Source organism: Streptomyces sp. NPDC051286 (assembly GCF_044455345.1).
Taxonomy (GTDB): Bacteria; Actinomycetota; Actinomycetes; order Streptomycetales; family Streptomycetaceae; genus Streptomyces.
In genome coordinates this window covers 65292-80753 of sequence record NZ_JBITER010000019.1, presented here as the reverse complement: position 1 = coordinate 80753, position 15462 = coordinate 65292, and the positions used below count along the sequence as shown (strand labels likewise).

Genomic DNA, 15462 nt, shown 5'->3' with positions numbered 1-15462 from the left:
GGTGTTCCGGGCGTGGCCCTACGGGGGGGGGGCGGGGGACACGGGGGGGCCCTCACCCTACCGGCCCGGGCGCGAGGGCCTCGGGAGTGCGTACTCCCGAGGCCCTCGCGCCTGTCCGGTACGGGCTCAGAGCCTGTCGGGCGACCTCTGATCGGGCGGACGTCGCCCGACAGACTCTCAGCCGATCGGCAGACCGTGGGTGGGCAGGCCCTGCGTCGTCGGCAGACCGCCACCGGCGAGACCGCCGCTCGGCAGACTGCCCCTGGTCGCCGCACCGGTGGCCCCGCCGACTAGCTCACCGGCGACCTTCCGCGCGGCGGGGGCGGCCTTGCCGCCCGTGCTGCCGACGGTCTTGCGCGCGGCCGGGACGGCCGTCCCGACGATTTTGCCGCCGGTGGCACCCGCGACCTTGGTGCCCTGCCCGGACGCGCCGTCGAGGGTCTTGCCGAGTCCGGCACCGTCGACGGTCGTCAGACCGCCGAGATCCGGGGCCTGCGGGAGCTCCGCGGCACCGGCGACGCCGGCCGCACCGACCACGGGGGCTGCACCCGCCGCGATCAGCAGCGCGGCACGGGCGATCCGACGGGTCAGGGGGAGGGACATGATGCTCCTTCGACGGGATGTGGAATCTGTCTGTCCGTTGACCGGACGCAGTGACAACCGTCGTGGGGGCGGGGGAGGTTGCGGTGGACCGAAGTAAAGAGTCGGCAATGCGTCACATAATCCACAACGGAGGAACCCGGGCAAACATTGCATTCCCCGAACGTCGGACGAGCCGCCACTTCCCTTTTGCCGCAAGGGAAATGGCGTAGGAAGGGGAGAGTTACGGAGGCGTGTGGTGACGGCGGCTTCCGGATGGGCTGAATGGCCCCTGCGAGGGATCCTTCGTACTGATGTCCCTCCCGACAGGCGTTGCCCCGTTGCGCCGTCCGGCGCGCCCGCTCGCGGCGTCGGCCGCAAGTCCTGATAGCTCCGCCAGGACTTTCCGGCCGCCTTGCGATCGCACGCACCAGGCGATGCCTGTCCCGCCCTACGGGCGGACGGCGCTCCTTTGGAAACGCGCCCTAGGAGGGCACTGAAGATCTTGGCCGGGCTCCCGACGCCTTGCACGCACATCTGCGGCGTTGCCAAAACGGCCTGATAGCTCCGCTAAGAGGCCTCTTCGGCGCCTTGCAGCTGCACGCACCGGACGCCGCTCGCTGATCCGGCCACGATCTTCAGCACCCTCCTAGCGAACGAGCTGTATGCGGACCTGCGCGGTGCCTGATTCCGCATGGTCCGTCCGCCAGCCCGACCCGGCCCTCCACACCCGGCCCGCGTACGCGACCTCTCCGATGCCCAGCGATTCGGCCTGCGCCACTGCCCAGTGCGCGAGCTCCCAGCCGCGCTGCGCCGTGCCGCCCTCTCCGGTGGTCCGCGCCGCCTTCACCGGCACCGAAACCGTGCCCGCGGCCTCCGCCCCGCCCGTCACCCCGTCACCCGGCTTGTCCGAGGGGGGCAGCACACCCTTGCCGAAGGCCCGTACCAGCTCCGACCGCACCTGTGCCGCATCGGCGGGCCCCGCTGCCGTCTGCGTCGGCGTGCAGGTCAGCGCGGCGGGCGTACGGCCGGTCAGCGCGGCGGACAGCAGTGCGGCATCCGGCTCGTGTTTCGCGTACGCCTGCGGGAAACCACTGCGCTGCACCCGCTGTGCGGCGACCGTCAGCGGCAGCCGCGAGTAACCGGGCACCTCGGCCAGATGCTGGTAGAACATCCCGGCCGAGTAGACCGGGTCCAGGATCTGCTTCTCGGTGCCCCAGCCCTGCGAGGGGCGCTGCTGGAACAGCCCCAGCGAGTCCCGGTCGCCGTGCGAGATATTGCGCAGCCCGGACTCCTGCAACGCCGTTGCCAGCGCGATCGTCACCGCACGCTCAGGCATCCCGCGCGTGGTGCCGACCGCGGAGATCGTCGCGGCGTTCGCGGCCTGCTCCGGGCTCAGCCGGTACGTACGTCCCCGGCCCGTCGAGCCGTCAGAGGACTGCACGGTGCACCGCTCGACGCCCTTGTTGCCCGAGATGTACTGAATAGTCAGATAGCCGGCCAGGGCCACGAGCACGGCAAAGGCCGCTGCGATACGCAAGAGGCGGCTGCGGCCGGTGTGTCGGCGGGCGGAGGTGGGGGTCCGGGGCACGCGCCCACCGTACTGGAGGGCCCGGCCGGGGCCGAGGGCGAAGTCCCTCAAGGGCTTTCCTTCCAGATCACGCCGGGCTCGCGGGGTCCCCGATCCGGCCCGGTCCGAAAGAATGTCCCCGGGCCCGGCCGGCGGATCAGGGCCGGACAGGCCTTAGGGTCGGGGCCATGCCCGAAAGCACCCTTGACCTCACCCTGGACGGCCCGGCCCTCACCGCCCGCCTCGTCGACTTCCCGTCGGTCAGCGGGGACGAGAAGGAGCTGGCCGACGCGATCGAGACGGCCCTGCGCACGCTCCCGCACCTGACCGTCGACCGGCACGGCAACAACGTCGTGGCCCGGACGAACCTCGGCCGCGACGAGCGCGTCGTACTCGCCGGACACATCGACACCGTGCCGATCGCCGACAACGTCCCGTCCCGGCTCGACGAGAACGGTGTGCTCTGGGGCTGCGGCACCTCCGACATGAAGTCGGGCGTCGCCGTCCAGCTGCGGATCGCCGCGACCGTGCCCGAGCCCAACCGCGACCTCACCTTCGTCTTCTACGACAACGAAGAGGTTGCCGCGCATCTCAACGGGCTCGGCCATGTCGCAGACGCCCACCCCGACTGGCTGGCGGGCGACTTCGCCGTCCTCCTCGAAGGGTCCGACGCCCAGGTCGAGGGCGGCTGCCAGGGCACCCTGCGGGTCTTTCTCCGTACGGAAGGGGAGCGGGCGCACTCCGCGCGCAGCTGGATGGGGTCAAACGCCATCCACGCCGCCGCTCCGATCCTCACCCGCCTCGCCGCGTACGAACCGCGCCGGCCGGTCATCGACGGGCTGGAGTACCGCGAGGGCCTGAACGCCGTCCGCATCGAGGCCGGCGTCGCCAACAACGTCATCCCGGACGTCTGCACCGTCGTCGTCAACTACCGGTACGCCCCCGACCGCAGCCCCGAGGACGCCCTCGCCCACGTCCACGAGGTCTTCGCGGACTGCGGCGTCGTCGAGTTCACCGTCGACGACCACTCCGGCGCGGCGATGCCCGGCCTCTCCCACCCGGCGGCCAAGGCGTTCGTGGAGGCCGTCGGCGGTACCGCGAAGCCGAAGTTCGGCTGGACGGACGTCTCCCGCTTCGGCGCGCTGGGCATCCCCGCCGTGAACTACGGGCCCGGTGACCCGGTCCTCGCGCACAAGCGCAACGAGCACGTGGTGGTCGACCGGATCACCCATTGCGAGGACCGGCTCCGCTCCTGGCTCACCAGCTGACCCACAGGATTCCTCTGTCCGTAACCTCCATGGATCTACCCTGACCTGACACAGCACGTCGTCACGTCGTCGGAGGGAGCAGGTCATGGGCAGCCCCGAAGAAGCTCACGTCCCCGAGGAGCAGCGGCTCGGTCCGGTACTGCGCCGCAGGGAACAGGTACAGCCCGGCACCACCGATCAGCGGTTGCTGGACTCCGAGGGCGATTCCGAGTGGGTGCACACCGATCCCTGGCGGGTGATGCGCATCCAGTCGGAGTTCGTCGAGGGCTTCGGCGCGCTGGCCGAGCTGCCGAGCGCGATCAGTGTCTTCGGCTCGGCCCGCAGCCCCGCCGACGGCCCGGACTACGAGGCGGGCGTGCAGATCGGCAAGGCGCTGGTCGAGGCCGGTTTCGCGGTGATCACCGGGGGCGGTCCCGGGGCGATGGAGGCAGCGAACAAGGGGGCGCGGGAGGCGAAGGGCATCTCGGTCGGCCTCGGTATCGAGCTGCCCTTCGAGTCCGGGCTCAACCCGCACGTCGACATCGGCGTGAACTTCCGCTACTTCTTCGTCCGCAAGACGATGTTCGTGAAGTACGCGCAGGGGTTCGTCGTCCTGCCCGGCGGCCTCGGCACACTCGACGAGCTCTTCGAGGCGCTCACCCTCGTGCAGACGGGCAAGGTGACCCGCTTCCCGATCGTGCTCTTCGGCACCGCGTACTGGGGCGGTCTGGTGGACTGGCTGCGGAACACGGTGGTGGCGCAGGGGAAGGCGTCCGAGAGGGACCTGCTGCTGTTCCACGTCACGGACGACGTGCACGAGGCGGTCGACCTGGTCACGAAGGAAGTCGGCCACTGGCCACGGTGAGTCCCTCCAGCGACTGAGGAGCGCGATCCGGGGCAGCGCCCCGGATCGGGAAGGGGCGGGCAGAGGGGCACGTCTCGCGCAGCGGCCCCGCCGCCCCGGGCCCGGCTCGCGCCCGTCCCGCCGCCGCTACACCAGCCCGCGCCGGGCCACCGCGGGCGCCCGGTGCCCCGCGATCGACGCCACCATGTCCAGCACCTGGCGCGTCTCCGCCACCTCGTGCACCCGGTAGACCTGCGCGCCCAGCCACGCCGAGACCGCGGTCGTCGCCAGCGTCCCGATCAGCCGTTCCTTCACGGGCCGGTCGAGCGTCTCCCCGACGAAGTCCTTGTTGGACAGCGATACGAGAACGGGCCAGCCGGTCTCCGTCATCTCACCGAGGCGACGCGTCGCCTCCAGCGAGTGCCGGGTGTTCTTCCCGAAGTCATGACCGGGGTCGATCATGATGCCGTCCGGCCTGACCCCGAGTTCCACGGCCCGCTCGGCCAGCCCCACCGTCACCCGCAGGATGTCCGCCATCACGTCGTCGTACGCGATCCGGTGCGGCCGGGTCCGCGGTTCGGCTCCGCCCGCGTGCGTACACACCAGGCCCGCGCCGTACCGCGCGGCCACCTCCGCGAGCTTCGGGTCGACACCGCCCCACGCGTCGTTCAGCACATCGGCACCGGCCTCGCAGACCGCCTCACCGACCTCGTGGCGCCAGGTGTCGACGCTGATCACCACATCGGGGTGACGCCGCCGCACCTCGGCGACGAACCCGACGGTGCGGCGGGCCTCTTCCGCGGCGGTCACCTCCTCGCCGGGACCGGCCTTCACTCCGCCGATGTCGATGATCGCGGCGCCGTCGGCGACAGCCTGCTCGACCCGGGCGAGCGCGGGCTCGTCGCGAAAGGTCGCGCCCTGGTCGTAGAAGGAGTCCGGAGTACGGTTCACGATCGCCATGATCACTGGCTCGTGCGCCCCGAATTCGCGCCGCCCCAGCCTGAGCACACCGCTTCGCATCCTGTGTTTCTCCTCTGGATAGATCCCCCGCCGCCGCCTGCGACCCTGACGGCCTCCCCCACAATAGGGAGTGGATCAGCGAGCGGCGTCGTGCGGCTTCGATGGCGAGGCGGAGGACGGAGTCGACGCGGAGGGGGCACCTCCCACGCCCTTGAGGCTGTGGGGGAGTCGGTGACCGACGGCAACGCCGCAAGTGGAGTCGCAGGGCGTCGGGAGCCCACTCCCTCTTGTGGGTGAGGCCGTAACTGTCAGTACCGCATGGCACGATCGGAGCCGGACAGGTTTCCGCCCCAGGGGAGATGCGTGTGTTCTGGTTCTTGCTGCTGGCGATGGTGGTGGTCGTGGCCGCGGTCACCCTCGCGGTGGTCGGCGGAGGGAAGAGCGCTGTCCTGCAGGACGTGGCGCCCGAGCAACTGACCGACCCGCTGCCGGCGACCCGTCCGGTGGGCCGCGCGGACGTCGAGGCGCTGCGGCTGCCGGTGACGGCACGTGGATACCGGATGGCCGACGTCGACGACGCGCTCGGCCGCCTGGGCGCCGAGCTCGCCGAGCGGGACGCGCGGATCGCCGAGCTGGAGTCGGCGCTCGCCGGAGCGCAGGCGGCGGCGGTGGGCGGTGTCGGGCTCCTCAAGGAGCCGCAGGACCGGCCGCGGCCCGAGCAGGCACCCCGGTCTGCGCCGCAGTCCGATGAGCAGCCCGACCGGCAGTCGGAGCCGCGTTCCTGGCCCCCGTCAGGCCCCCGGTCCGGCGAGGAGCCGCCGCCCGGTCCACAGTCCGGGCCCCGGTCCGGCGAGGAGCCGCAGCGATGAGCGGCGGCGCCGAAGCGGGGGCGGACGGCCGGCTGCGCTGTCCGTGGGGACTGTCCACCGATGACTACCTCGCCTACCACGACGCGGAATGGGGTCGCCCCGTCCACGGCGACGACGCCCTGTTCGAGCGACTCTGCCTGGAGGCGTTCCAGTCCGGGCTGTCCTGGCTGACGATCCTGCGCCGCCGGGAAGGATTCCGCAGTGCCTTCGCCGGGTTCAAGATCCCTGCGGTGGCGGAGTTCACCGACGCCGACAAGGAACGCCTCCTTGCCGACGCCGGGATCATCCGCAACCGCGCGAAGATCGAGGCGACGCTCGCCAATGCCAAGGTGCTGGCCGCATGGCCGGACGGCGAGCTGGACGAACTGATCTGGTCGTACGCCCCGGACCCGGCCACCCGGCCCGCCCCGCGCACCCTCGGCGACGTCCCGGCGGTCACCCCGGAATCCACCGCGCTCGCCAAGGACCTCAAGAAGCGCGGCCTGCGCTTCATCGGCCCCACCACGGCCTACGCCCTGATGCAGGCGTGCGGCCTGGTCGACGACCACTTGGCCGACTGCGTGGCCCGCGGCACGGGGGCGTAGCCGCGCAGCGGGGTCGGCGGTGCCGTGGAGGAAGCCGCCCACTGGTGAACAGCCGTCCACGCCCCGGCCCGGACCGACCCCCCGCGAGGCCCTACCGGCCCAGATACTTCGGCTTCGCCTTGTCCAGGAACGCCTGCACCGCGATGGTGTGGTCCTCGGAGGCGCCCGCCTTGGTCTGGAGTTCGTCCTCCTTCTCCAGCGTCTCGCTCAGTGTGTGGCCGGCGCCGTAGGCCAGCGACGCCTTGAGCGCGGCGTACGCCACCGTCGGGCCGTCCGCCAGCTTGCGGGCCACGGCCAGGGCCTCCGCGGCGAGATCGGCCGCGGGCACCAGTCTGTTCACGATGCCCAGCTCGTACGCGTCCTGCGCCGAGATCGAACGCGGGAAGAGCAGCAGGTCGGCTGCGCGGCTCTGGCCGATCAGCCGGGGCAGCGTCCACGAGACACCTGAGTCGGCGGTGAGGGCGACCCCGGCGAACGAGGTGTTGAACGACGCACTGTCGGCGACCACCCGGTAGTCGCAGGCGAGCGCGAAGCCGAAGCCCGCGCCGGCGGCGACCCCGTTCACCCCGGCGACAACCGGCTTCTCCATCTCGGTGATCGCCCGTACGACGGGGTTGTAGTGCTCCTGTACGGTGCTCAGCGCATTGCCGGAACCCGACTCGCGGACGGCGGTCAGCGCGGCGACGTGTTCCTTGAGGTCCTGGCCGACACAGAAGGCGCGCGAGCCGGCCGCCGTGAGCAGAACCGCCCGGACAGCGGTATCGGCCGCGGCCGACTGCAGCGCGTCACGGAGGGCCGCCTTGGCGGCTGTGTTCATGGCGTTCATCGCGTCGGGACGGTTGATCGTGATCGTCGCGAGTCCGTCCGTCACTTCGTAGAGCACGGTGTCGGCCACATGGTCCGCCATTTGCTGTCCCCTTTGCGCCTCGGGCAATGCCTGTCCAGGCAAGCATGGCCGAGATCGCCGAGGGGGAGCATGTGACCTGCGTCTAACAATTGCGCCCCGATGGAGGGGCGAAGGCGACGGAGTATCGCAGTCGGATCGCCGAATTGGGTGGTTTTGCGAGAGCGCGTTGCGCAAGCGATGCAGACCGATGTTGGTCACGGGGGTCTGTGATGCGGGATAATGGCCTGGAAGCAATGTGTTCGATGCCGGTGACACAGCGCCTGTCATGGGGCCGCCGGTTGTTATGAGCTGGTTTCAGGAAGGGGAACGAGCATGGCGGCCATGAAGCCGCGGACGGGCGACGGCCCGCTCGAGGTGACAAAGGAGGGGCGGGGCATCGTCATGCGCGTTCCGCTCGAAGGCGGCGGTCGGCTTGTTGTGGAGCTGACTCCGGACGAGGCCGATGCACTCGGCGACGCCCTCAAGAAGGTCGTCGGCTGACGCAGAGGCGCCCACACTTCATCACTGCCCCGGCACGGGTCCGTGCCGGGGCAGTGATGCATGCGGAACAAGCCCGTCGAAGGGGCTCCCGGTCCTTCGGGGCCGGGGGAGACCGACGACGCCCGGCCGTTCCGGCGAGGGCACGGAACGGCGAACGGTCACCCACGCCGGACGGCGCAGAGCAACCCGTCGCCCACCGGCAACAACGTAGCCATCAGCTCCTGGCTCTCCCGCACCGCCCGCAACAGCTCCCGCAGCCGCAGTACCTCCGCCGGCTGCGCCGCGGAGTCGACCGTACGGCCGTCCGCGAAGACGCCCTCGAAGCAGACCAGACCGCCAGGTCGCAGCAGGCGCAACGATTCAGCGAGGCAGTCCAGGCTCTCCAGCCGGTCGCCGTCGCAGAACACGAGGTCGTACCCGCCGTCCGCGAGCCGCGGAAGTACGTCGAGGGCGCGGCCGGGGATGAAACGGGCCCGATTGGCCGCGAACCCCGAAGCCCGGAAGGCCTGGCGGGCGAACTGCTGCCGCTCCGGCTCCGGATCGACCGTGGTCAGCACCCCGTCCGGCCGCATCCCGTGCAGCAGATAGATGCCGGACACGCCGGTTCCGGTGCCGATTTCGGCCACCGCCTTGGCGTCGGTCGTGGCAGCGAGCAGGCGCAGCGCGGCGCCGGTGCCCGGTGACACCGAGCGGAGCCCTGCCTCCCGGGCCCGGTCTCTGGCCCAGCGCAGTGCTTCGTCCTCGGCGACAAAGGCGTCGGCGAACGCCCAGCTCGTCTGCCGGTTGGCGGTAATGACCCTCTCCTGTCCCCGTAGTTGGCGCAACGGTGACTGTATCCGCTGCACCCGGGAACCCGCAGATGGGACCGGGCGTTGGGAAAGGGCAAGGGGAAGCCCATGGATCCGGCCCGCAGACCGGGCCCCGGATCATGGGCCGACGGGTTCCCGGGGATGATCCCGGACCCCAGCAGAAAAAAAGGTTTATCCGGAGCTAACGGGCGAGGTGGCTATGGTAGGGGCTCCACTGGACACCACCAGAGCCGACAGGGGAGGTGCGGCTGCGCCTGTGGATCGGGGACGAGTGCTACGGCGCTTTCTCAGGTCGGCGGGTGAGCCGAAATCCGTGACCAACATTGCTGACCGTTCTTCCAACGACTCCGCACCGACCGCGACCTTCGCCTCAGATGCGGACTCCCAGGCGTGGATGCCGCCCTCATGGGAAGAGATCGTCAGCACGCACAGCGGCCGTGTCTACCGCCTTGCCTACCGTCTGACGGGAAACCAGCACGATGCCGAGGACCTCACTCAGGAGGTCTTCGTCCGGGTGTTCCGTTCGCTGTCGACCTACACACCCGGCACCTTCGAGGGCTGGCTGCACCGCATCACGACCAACCTGTTCCTGGACATGGTCCGCCGCAAGCAGCGGATCCGTTTCGACTCCCTCGGTGACGACGCCGCCGAGCGGCTGCCGAGCCGTGAGCCGTCCCCGCAGCAGGTCTTCAACGACACCCACTTCGACGCGGACGTCCAGCAGGCGCTGGACACCCTTGCGCCCGAATTCCGTGCCGCGGTCGTGCTCTGCGACATCGAGGGACTTTCGTACGAGGAGATCGCCGCGACCCTCGGCGTGAAGCTCGGTACCGTGCGCAGCCGTATTCACCGCGGCCGCTCGCACCTGCGCAAGGCTCTGCAGCACCGCTCTCCCGAGGCCCGCGCCGAGCAGCGCTCGCTGGCGGGAGCAGTAGTGGCAGTGGAGGGCGGCCCGGCGTGAGTGGTACAGGTCCGACCCCTGCGGAACAGCACTTGGGGGACCGCCTTGCCGCGCTTGTCGACGGTGAGCTCAAACATGACGCCCGCGAGCGGGTGCTCGCCCATCTCGCGACCTGCGTGAAGTGCAAGGCCGAGGCTGCCGCCCAGCGGCGGCTGAAGAGTGTCTTCGCGCAGTCCGCCCCGCCGTCGCCGTCCGAGGGGTTCCTCGCCCGGTTGCAGGGCCTTCCCGGGGGACCGGGCGGTGACGACGACCGCCAAGGAAGACCATTTGGCGGCTCCGGGCGGTTCGCCGACGGACTTTTCCCGGTGATGCAGCCCCCCGGCAGCCGCACCGACTCGCCTTCGGGAAAGTCGCCGCTGGACCGTTTCGGCTACCTCGCGACGCCGCACGGCTCGACGGCCGTGCTTCCGGCCGGCGGATCGCGTTCGGCGTTCCGGATCCATGAGGTGGGCCGGGAAGGGGACCGGTCGCCGTGGCGCGGCCGCAGGTTCGCCTTCGCGGCTGCCAGCGCCGTCTCGCTGGCAGCCATCGCGCTGGGTGGTGCTCTGCCGACAGGAGCGGGTCCCGGCGCCGCGACCCGCGCCGAGGGCGCCGGAAACAACGTGACCCCGCTCGATGCCGCCGCGCGGGCCGAGAGCGGCAGCGTGACCAGCCGTCGGGGTGGCAGCAGCCTCGGCACGTCCGGCGTGCCCGGCGATGGTTCCGTGAGCGGTCCCCCGGCACAGCCGCCGAATACCGCCGCACCCGTCCCCGCACTGTTCGACACCGGCCGGCTCACGGCCAACCCCTTCGCCGCGGCGGTGCTGACGGATGTGTCCGCGTCCCCCCTGATACGGCCGACCGCCACCAGCCCGCTGTTCACACACGCGCTCGGAGGCGGCCGGAACCCCGTTTCCCCCACGCCCTCGCCGACCGCGTCCTGGACACCCACGTCGGCGGCCGCCCTGCCCACCTCCGTCGATCGCCGTCTGCCGCTTTCCGCCCAGCGCTGACGGGGGTCTGCGCAGCGATTCGTAAACCTGGTTGAATCCACGGAGGAATTCCGGGAGGGACGTCCTTTCGGGCGCGTGCAGAGGCCAGTTGTGGCGGTTGCGGGGAGAGCATGGACGACGGGAAGCCCACCGGGCCGAAGGCGAAGTGGTGGAGCCGTCCCACGGCGGGGCGCGCCACCGCATCAGCGCCGCAGGAGGCTCCCGCCCCGGCGGAGGACGTGCGGTCCGTGGGCACACCGGCCGGTGACCCGGACACCGCGGTCGTCGCAGACGCGAGCCCGGCGCCCGTACTCCCCGCCCAGCCCGCACCGCCCGAGCCCGTGGCACCCGCGCCGGTGACGCCCGAGCCCGGGGTGCATGCACCCGCGGCGACGGCCCAAGCGCCGGTGCCTGCGGTGAAGCCGTTGCACGAGCCGGATGAGTACAGCACCCCGCCGTACGGTGGCCCCGGCCCCTGGGCACCCGCACCACCCGTACAGCGCCCGGTGCCGACACCGGCGCACGGCACTCCCGTACCGCCGCCGTACGCAGGCACCGGCACGAACGGCGCAGGCATGCCCACGGCCCCCGCTCCCCTCCCGGGCCCTGCCCCGGCCTTCACACCCCCGCCCCAGCCGCCACAGTCCTCGCAGTGGTCGCAGTACGACCCCTGGGGTGCGCCCCGGCAGCCGCTGACCCACCCCGGTCCCCCGCTCGGGTCGGACGGCGGGCGCAGGAGGAGCCGACGCGGCTCCCTGCTTGTCGGCGCACTGCTGCTCGCCCTGGTGGCGGGCGGCATCGGCGGCGGCATCGGTGCCTACGTCGAGCGCAACGGCGGTCTGACCACGGTCGAGCTTCCGCAGGCCGCGAGGAACAGCGGTGGCCGCGCCCCCGACAGCGTCGCGGGCATCGCCGCCAGTGCCCTGCCCAGCGTGGTCACCCTGCATGTCAGCGGCACCACCGAATCCGGCACCGGCACCGGCTTCGTCCTCGACAAGTCGGGCCACATCCTCACCAACAACCATGTCGTCGCCCCGGCCGGCTCCTCCGGTTCCATCACGGTGACGTTCAGCGGCGGCGAGACCGCGCGCGCCGAAGTCGTCGGCAAGGACAGCGGCTACGACCTGGCTGTGGTCAAGGTCACCGGCGTCTCCGGGCTCAAGCCGCTGCCGCTGGGCAATTCCGACAATGTGCAGGTCGGCGACCCGGTGGTGGCCATCGGCGCCCCCTTCGACCTGTCGAACACCGTCACCTCCGGCATCATCAGCGCCAAGGACCGGCCGATCACCGCGGGCGGCGAGAAGGGCGACGGCAGCGACATCAGCTACGTCGACGCGCTGCAGACCGACGCCCCGATCAACCCGGGCAACTCCGGGGGCCCGCTCGTCGACACCGACGCCCATGTCATAGGCATCAACAGTGCCATCCGCGCCGCCGACAACAGCTCGTCGACCGAGGGTGGCCAGGCAGGTTCCATCGGCCTCGGCTTCGCCATCCCGATCAACCAGGGCAAGCGGGTGGCCGAGGAGCTGATCAACACCGGTAGAGCCACGCATCCGGTGATCGGTGTGACCTTGGACATGAAGTACACCGGTGACGGCGCCAAGGTCGATGCGAAGGGCGCCGCTGGCAAGCCCGCGGTGACACCCGGCGGCCCCGGGGCGAAGGCCGGCATCAAGCCGGGCGACATCATCACCGAGGTGGACGGGCAACGGGTGCACAGCGGGGAGGAGCTGATCGTGAAGATCCGTGCGCACCGTCCGGGTGACCGACTGGACCTCGGTCTGACGCGCGGTGGTAAAGACCTGTCCATGACTTTGGTCCTGGGGTCGGCAACCGGCACCTGACGGCTGTGGGGCGCTACCGTGCGGACAGTTCGGCCGGGTACCGTTGGCCGGGTCCGGACCTCATCCGACCTGGGCTCGGGGAACACGAGGAGCAACAAGGTGTTCAATGACATAGGCGCACTAGAGCTGGTGACGCTCGTGGTCCTCGGCGTGCTGATCTTCGGCCCGGACAAGCTGCCCAAGGTCATCCAGGACGCCTCACGCTTCATCCGCAAGATCCGTGAGTTCTCCGAGAGCGCCAAGGAAGACATCCGTACGGAGCTCGGCCCGGAGTTCAAGGACTTCGAGTTCGAGGACCTCAACCCGAAGACGTTCGTCCGCAAGCAGCTCATGGACGGAGACGACGATCTCGGGCTGAAGGAGATCCGCGAGAGCTTCGACCTCCGTAAGGAGATGGCCGAGGTCAGCGACGCGGTCAACGGTCGCGAGAGCGCGTCCAAGGACTCCGCGGGCGGCGTGTCGGATAGCGCGGCGGTCACTGCGGCGAACGGCTCCCCGGGCGCCCCTGACCTGCTCAAGAAGCGCGGGCAGCCCGCGAAGGACGATCGTCCGCCCTTCGACGCAGACGCCACCTGACACTGGTCAATCCCGGCTCGTCCGGGCGGTGTCGCTATTCTCCATCTGTCCGGTTGCGAGGACGCCCGAGGGGGGCGGGCCGCTGCGGACCCCTAGGGATCGAGGAGGCGGCCGGGCAGATGGAGACGACGAGTCGGGCAGGCGCGGAAGGTGAGCCCAGCACAGTCACCGCAGAGGGCATGCCGGCGACCCGGCGTACGGTCGACGGCTATCTGCAGGCGTCGTTCCCCTGGTACGGGCTGGACGAGGCCTTTACCGGGCCGCGCTGGCTGATGCAGGTCGGCACGGCGGCGGACGGCACCGTGCAGCACGGTTCGACCGGGCATGGTGAGGAGCCTGTGGTACGGGGTGACTCCGGCGGCGAGAAGCAGCGGTTCGCGGTCGTGGTGACGGTGGCGAGCAGCCCCGTACGGCGCAGTGGCGACGGTACGGGGGTGCTGGAGGCGACCACGGTGTCGTCGGCGGCGTGGCTGGCGGGCTCGGGTCTGCTGGCGTACACGTGGCCCTCGCAGCTGGACCACACGCTGCGCGACGACTGGATGGACCAGCAGACGGAGACGGCGTTCGAACTCGCCGACGATCTGGACGGGCCCGCGTGGTCGGTGCTGTCCCTGCCGGTGGACGGTGTATCGGTGCCGTTCCACTACCGGGAGTCCGAGTTCGGGTGGGTGCTGGCGGGGTCGGCACCGGGCGGGGTGCACATCGGGGCGTACGGGCGGGGGATGAGCGCGTACGGGCTGGGGTTCTCCGTGGTCGAGGACATCGCGACGTACGCCTAGCTAGGAGGGTGCTGAAGATCCTGGCCGGGCTCCCGACGCCTTGCACGCACATCTGCGGCGTTGCCAAAACGGCTTGATAGCTCCGCTATGAGGCCGCTTCGGCGCCTTGCAGCTGCACGCACCAGACGCCGCTCGCTGATCCGGCCAAGATCTTCAGCACCCTCCTGGGGCGGGTGCGGTGGCCGGGGTGCCCGGCTGGCTGCTCCGCCCTCGATCGCCGGACGGGGCGCGATGGCGCCATCGCCCGCCCTGGGACCGCTCGCCGGACGGAATCGACAGTGGCGCCGGGCGGGGCCTGTGCCCTGCCCGGCGGCTGCGCTCAGGCCCCGTCAGAGGGCCGCGGTTCAGAACTTGTTGCGGGGGGTGATGCCCAGCGACATGCCCGACAGACCGCGCTGGCGTCCACCCAGCCTGTCGGCGATCGTGCGCAGGGCCTTGCCGGCCGGGGAGTCCGGGTCCGAGAGGACCACCGGCTTGCCCTCGTCGCCGCCCTCGCGCAGGCGTACGTCGATCGGAATGGAGCCGAGCACCGGGACCTCCGCGCCGACCGTCTTGGTCAGGCCCTCGGCGACCTTCTTGCCGCCACCGGTGCCGAACACGTCGACCATCTCGTCGCAGTGCGGGCACGGCATGCCCGACATGTTCTCGACGACGCCGACGATCTTCTGGTGGGTCTGCACGGCGATCGCGCCGGCCCGCTCGGCCACCTCGGCCGCGGCCTGCTGCGGGGTCGTGACGACGAGGATCTCGGCGTTCGGGACGAGCTGGGCCACGGAGATCGCGATGTCACCGGTGCCCGGCGGCAGGTCGAGCAGCAGGACGTCCAGGTCGCCCCAGTACACATCCGCGAGGAACTGCTGCAGTGCGCGGTGCAGCATCGGTCCGCGCCACACCACCGGGGCGTTGCCCGGGGTGAACATGCCGATGGAGATGACCTTCACGCCGTGCGCCGACGGCGGCATGATCATGTTCTCGACCTGGGTCGGCCTGCCGTCCGCGCCGAGCATCCGCGGCACGCTGTGCCCGTAGATGTCCGCGTCCACGACGCCGACCTTGAGGCCGTCGGCCGCCATCGCCGCTGCCAGGTTCACCGTCACCGACGACTTGCCGACGCCGCCCTTGCCGGACGCCACCGCGTACACCCGGGTCAGTGAGCCGGGCTTGGCGAACGGCACCTCGCGCTCCGCCATACCGCCGCGCAGCGAGGACGTGAGCTCCTTGCGCTGTTCGTCGCTCATGACGTCGAGCGTGACGTCGACCCGTGTGACGCCTTCGACCTTCGCCACCGCATCGGTCACGTTCTTGGTGATGGTCTCGCGCATCGGGCAGCCGGAGACAGTGAGATACACCGTGACAGCGACCGCACCGTCAGCTGCGATCTCGACCGACTTGACCATGCCGAGTTCGGTGATCGGTCGGTGGATCTCCGGGTCGTTCACTGTCGCCAGTGCTTCGCGCACCGCGTCTTCGGTAGCCATA

Annotated in this window: 16 protein-coding genes; 10 read left to right on the top strand and 6 right to left on the bottom strand. The window is 70.8% G+C overall.

The window, feature by feature from the left end:
- Positions 1–177 precede the first annotated feature (177 nt).
- Positions 178–603 (bottom strand): ATP-binding protein, encoded by a 426-nt coding sequence (locus tag ACIBB8_RS20560; RefSeq protein WP_398954040.1) that lies wholly within the window; start codon positions 601–603, stop codon positions 178–180.
- Positions 604–1228: 625 nt separating this feature from the next.
- The gene (locus ACIBB8_RS20555) at positions 1229–2170 is read right to left on the bottom strand and encodes a hypothetical protein (RefSeq protein WP_398954038.1); all 942 of its coding nucleotides are present in this window, start codon (positions 2168–2170) and stop codon (positions 1229–1231) included.
- 167 nt (positions 2171–2337) lie between these two features.
- Here ACIBB8_RS20555 and dapE point away from each other — a divergent pair, with 167 nt between their 5' ends.
- Complete coding sequence (gene dapE / locus ACIBB8_RS20550) at positions 2338–3417, top strand: succinyl-diaminopimelate desuccinylase (RefSeq protein ID WP_398954036.1); 1080 nt, start codon at positions 2338–2340, stop codon at positions 3415–3417.
- Between the two features lie 85 nt (positions 3418–3502).
- Positions 3503–4261 carry a TIGR00730 family Rossman fold protein gene (locus ACIBB8_RS20545; RefSeq protein WP_398954034.1) on the top strand — a complete coding sequence of 253 codons (759 nt, stop codon included), beginning with the start codon at positions 3503–3505 and terminating at the stop codon, positions 4259–4261.
- Positions 4262–4387: 126 nt separating this feature from the next.
- On the opposite strand, the gene folP is transcribed toward ACIBB8_RS20545, so the two are convergent.
- Positions 4388–5248 (bottom strand): dihydropteroate synthase, encoded by an 861-nt coding sequence (folP, locus tag ACIBB8_RS20540; protein WP_398954150.1) that lies wholly within the window; start codon positions 5246–5248, stop codon positions 4388–4390.
- A 311-nt stretch (positions 5249–5559) separates the two neighbouring features.
- On the opposite strand from folP, the gene ACIBB8_RS20535 reads away from it, so the two are divergent.
- Positions 5560–6069: a hypothetical protein gene (locus tag ACIBB8_RS20535; protein ID WP_398954032.1), complete on the top strand. Its 510-nt coding sequence runs from the start codon at positions 5560–5562 to the stop codon at positions 6067–6069.
- Entirely contained in the window at positions 6066–6653 is a 588-nt protein-coding gene (locus tag ACIBB8_RS20530) for a DNA-3-methyladenine glycosylase I (RefSeq protein WP_398954030.1), read from the top strand. The genes ACIBB8_RS20535 and ACIBB8_RS20530 overlap by 4 nt, the downstream gene beginning before the upstream one ends.
- Before the next feature lie 91 nt (positions 6654–6744).
- On the opposite strand, the gene ACIBB8_RS20525 is transcribed toward ACIBB8_RS20530, so the two are convergent.
- Complete coding sequence (locus ACIBB8_RS20525) at positions 6745–7560, bottom strand: enoyl-CoA hydratase/isomerase family protein (protein WP_398954028.1); 816 nt, start codon at positions 7558–7560, stop codon at positions 6745–6747.
- Positions 7561–7872: 312 nt separating this feature from the next.
- Between ACIBB8_RS20525 and ACIBB8_RS20520 the strand changes: the two genes are divergently transcribed.
- A complete protein-coding gene (locus ACIBB8_RS20520) occupies positions 7873–8040 on the top strand; it encodes a DUF3117 domain-containing protein (RefSeq protein ID WP_003966491.1) in 168 nt (55 codons plus the stop codon).
- Between the two features lie 158 nt (positions 8041–8198).
- Here ACIBB8_RS20520 and ACIBB8_RS20515 read toward each other — a convergent pair whose 3' ends face one another.
- Complete coding sequence (locus ACIBB8_RS20515; protein ID WP_345510608.1) at positions 8199–8864, bottom strand: O-methyltransferase; 666 nt, start codon at positions 8862–8864, stop codon at positions 8199–8201.
- 184 nt (positions 8865–9048) lie between these two features.
- Between ACIBB8_RS20515 and sigE the strand changes: the two genes are divergently transcribed.
- From sigE to ACIBB8_RS20490, 5 genes are all read left to right on the top strand, one after another.
- Complete coding sequence (gene sigE, locus ACIBB8_RS20510; protein WP_398954026.1) at positions 9049–9810, top strand: RNA polymerase sigma factor SigE; 762 nt, start codon at positions 9049–9051, stop codon at positions 9808–9810.
- Positions 9807–10802, top strand: coding sequence for an anti-sigma factor family protein (locus ACIBB8_RS20505; RefSeq protein WP_398954024.1), 996 nt, complete (start codon positions 9807–9809; stop codon positions 10800–10802). Before sigE ends, ACIBB8_RS20505 begins: the two co-directional genes overlap by 4 nt.
- A 110-nt stretch (positions 10803–10912) precedes the next feature.
- Entirely contained in the window at positions 10913–12628 is a 1716-nt protein-coding gene (locus ACIBB8_RS20500; RefSeq protein ID WP_398954021.1) for a trypsin-like peptidase domain-containing protein, read from the top strand.
- A gap of 99 nt (positions 12629–12727) precedes the next feature.
- Positions 12728–13204 (top strand): sec-independent translocase, encoded by a 477-nt coding sequence (locus ACIBB8_RS20495; RefSeq protein ID WP_398954019.1) that lies wholly within the window; start codon positions 12728–12730, stop codon positions 13202–13204.
- Positions 13205–13323: 119 nt separating this feature from the next.
- The gene (locus ACIBB8_RS20490) at positions 13324–13983 is read left to right on the top strand and encodes a hypothetical protein (RefSeq protein WP_398954017.1); all 660 of its coding nucleotides are present in this window, start codon (positions 13324–13326) and stop codon (positions 13981–13983) included.
- Positions 13984–14327: 344 nt separating this feature from the next.
- Here the strand turns inward: ACIBB8_RS20490 and ACIBB8_RS20485 are convergent, their stop codons facing one another.
- Positions 14328–15461, bottom strand: coding sequence for an Mrp/NBP35 family ATP-binding protein (locus ACIBB8_RS20485; RefSeq protein ID WP_398954016.1), 1134 nt, complete (start codon positions 15459–15461; stop codon positions 14328–14330).
- Position 15462 lies beyond the last annotated feature (1 nt).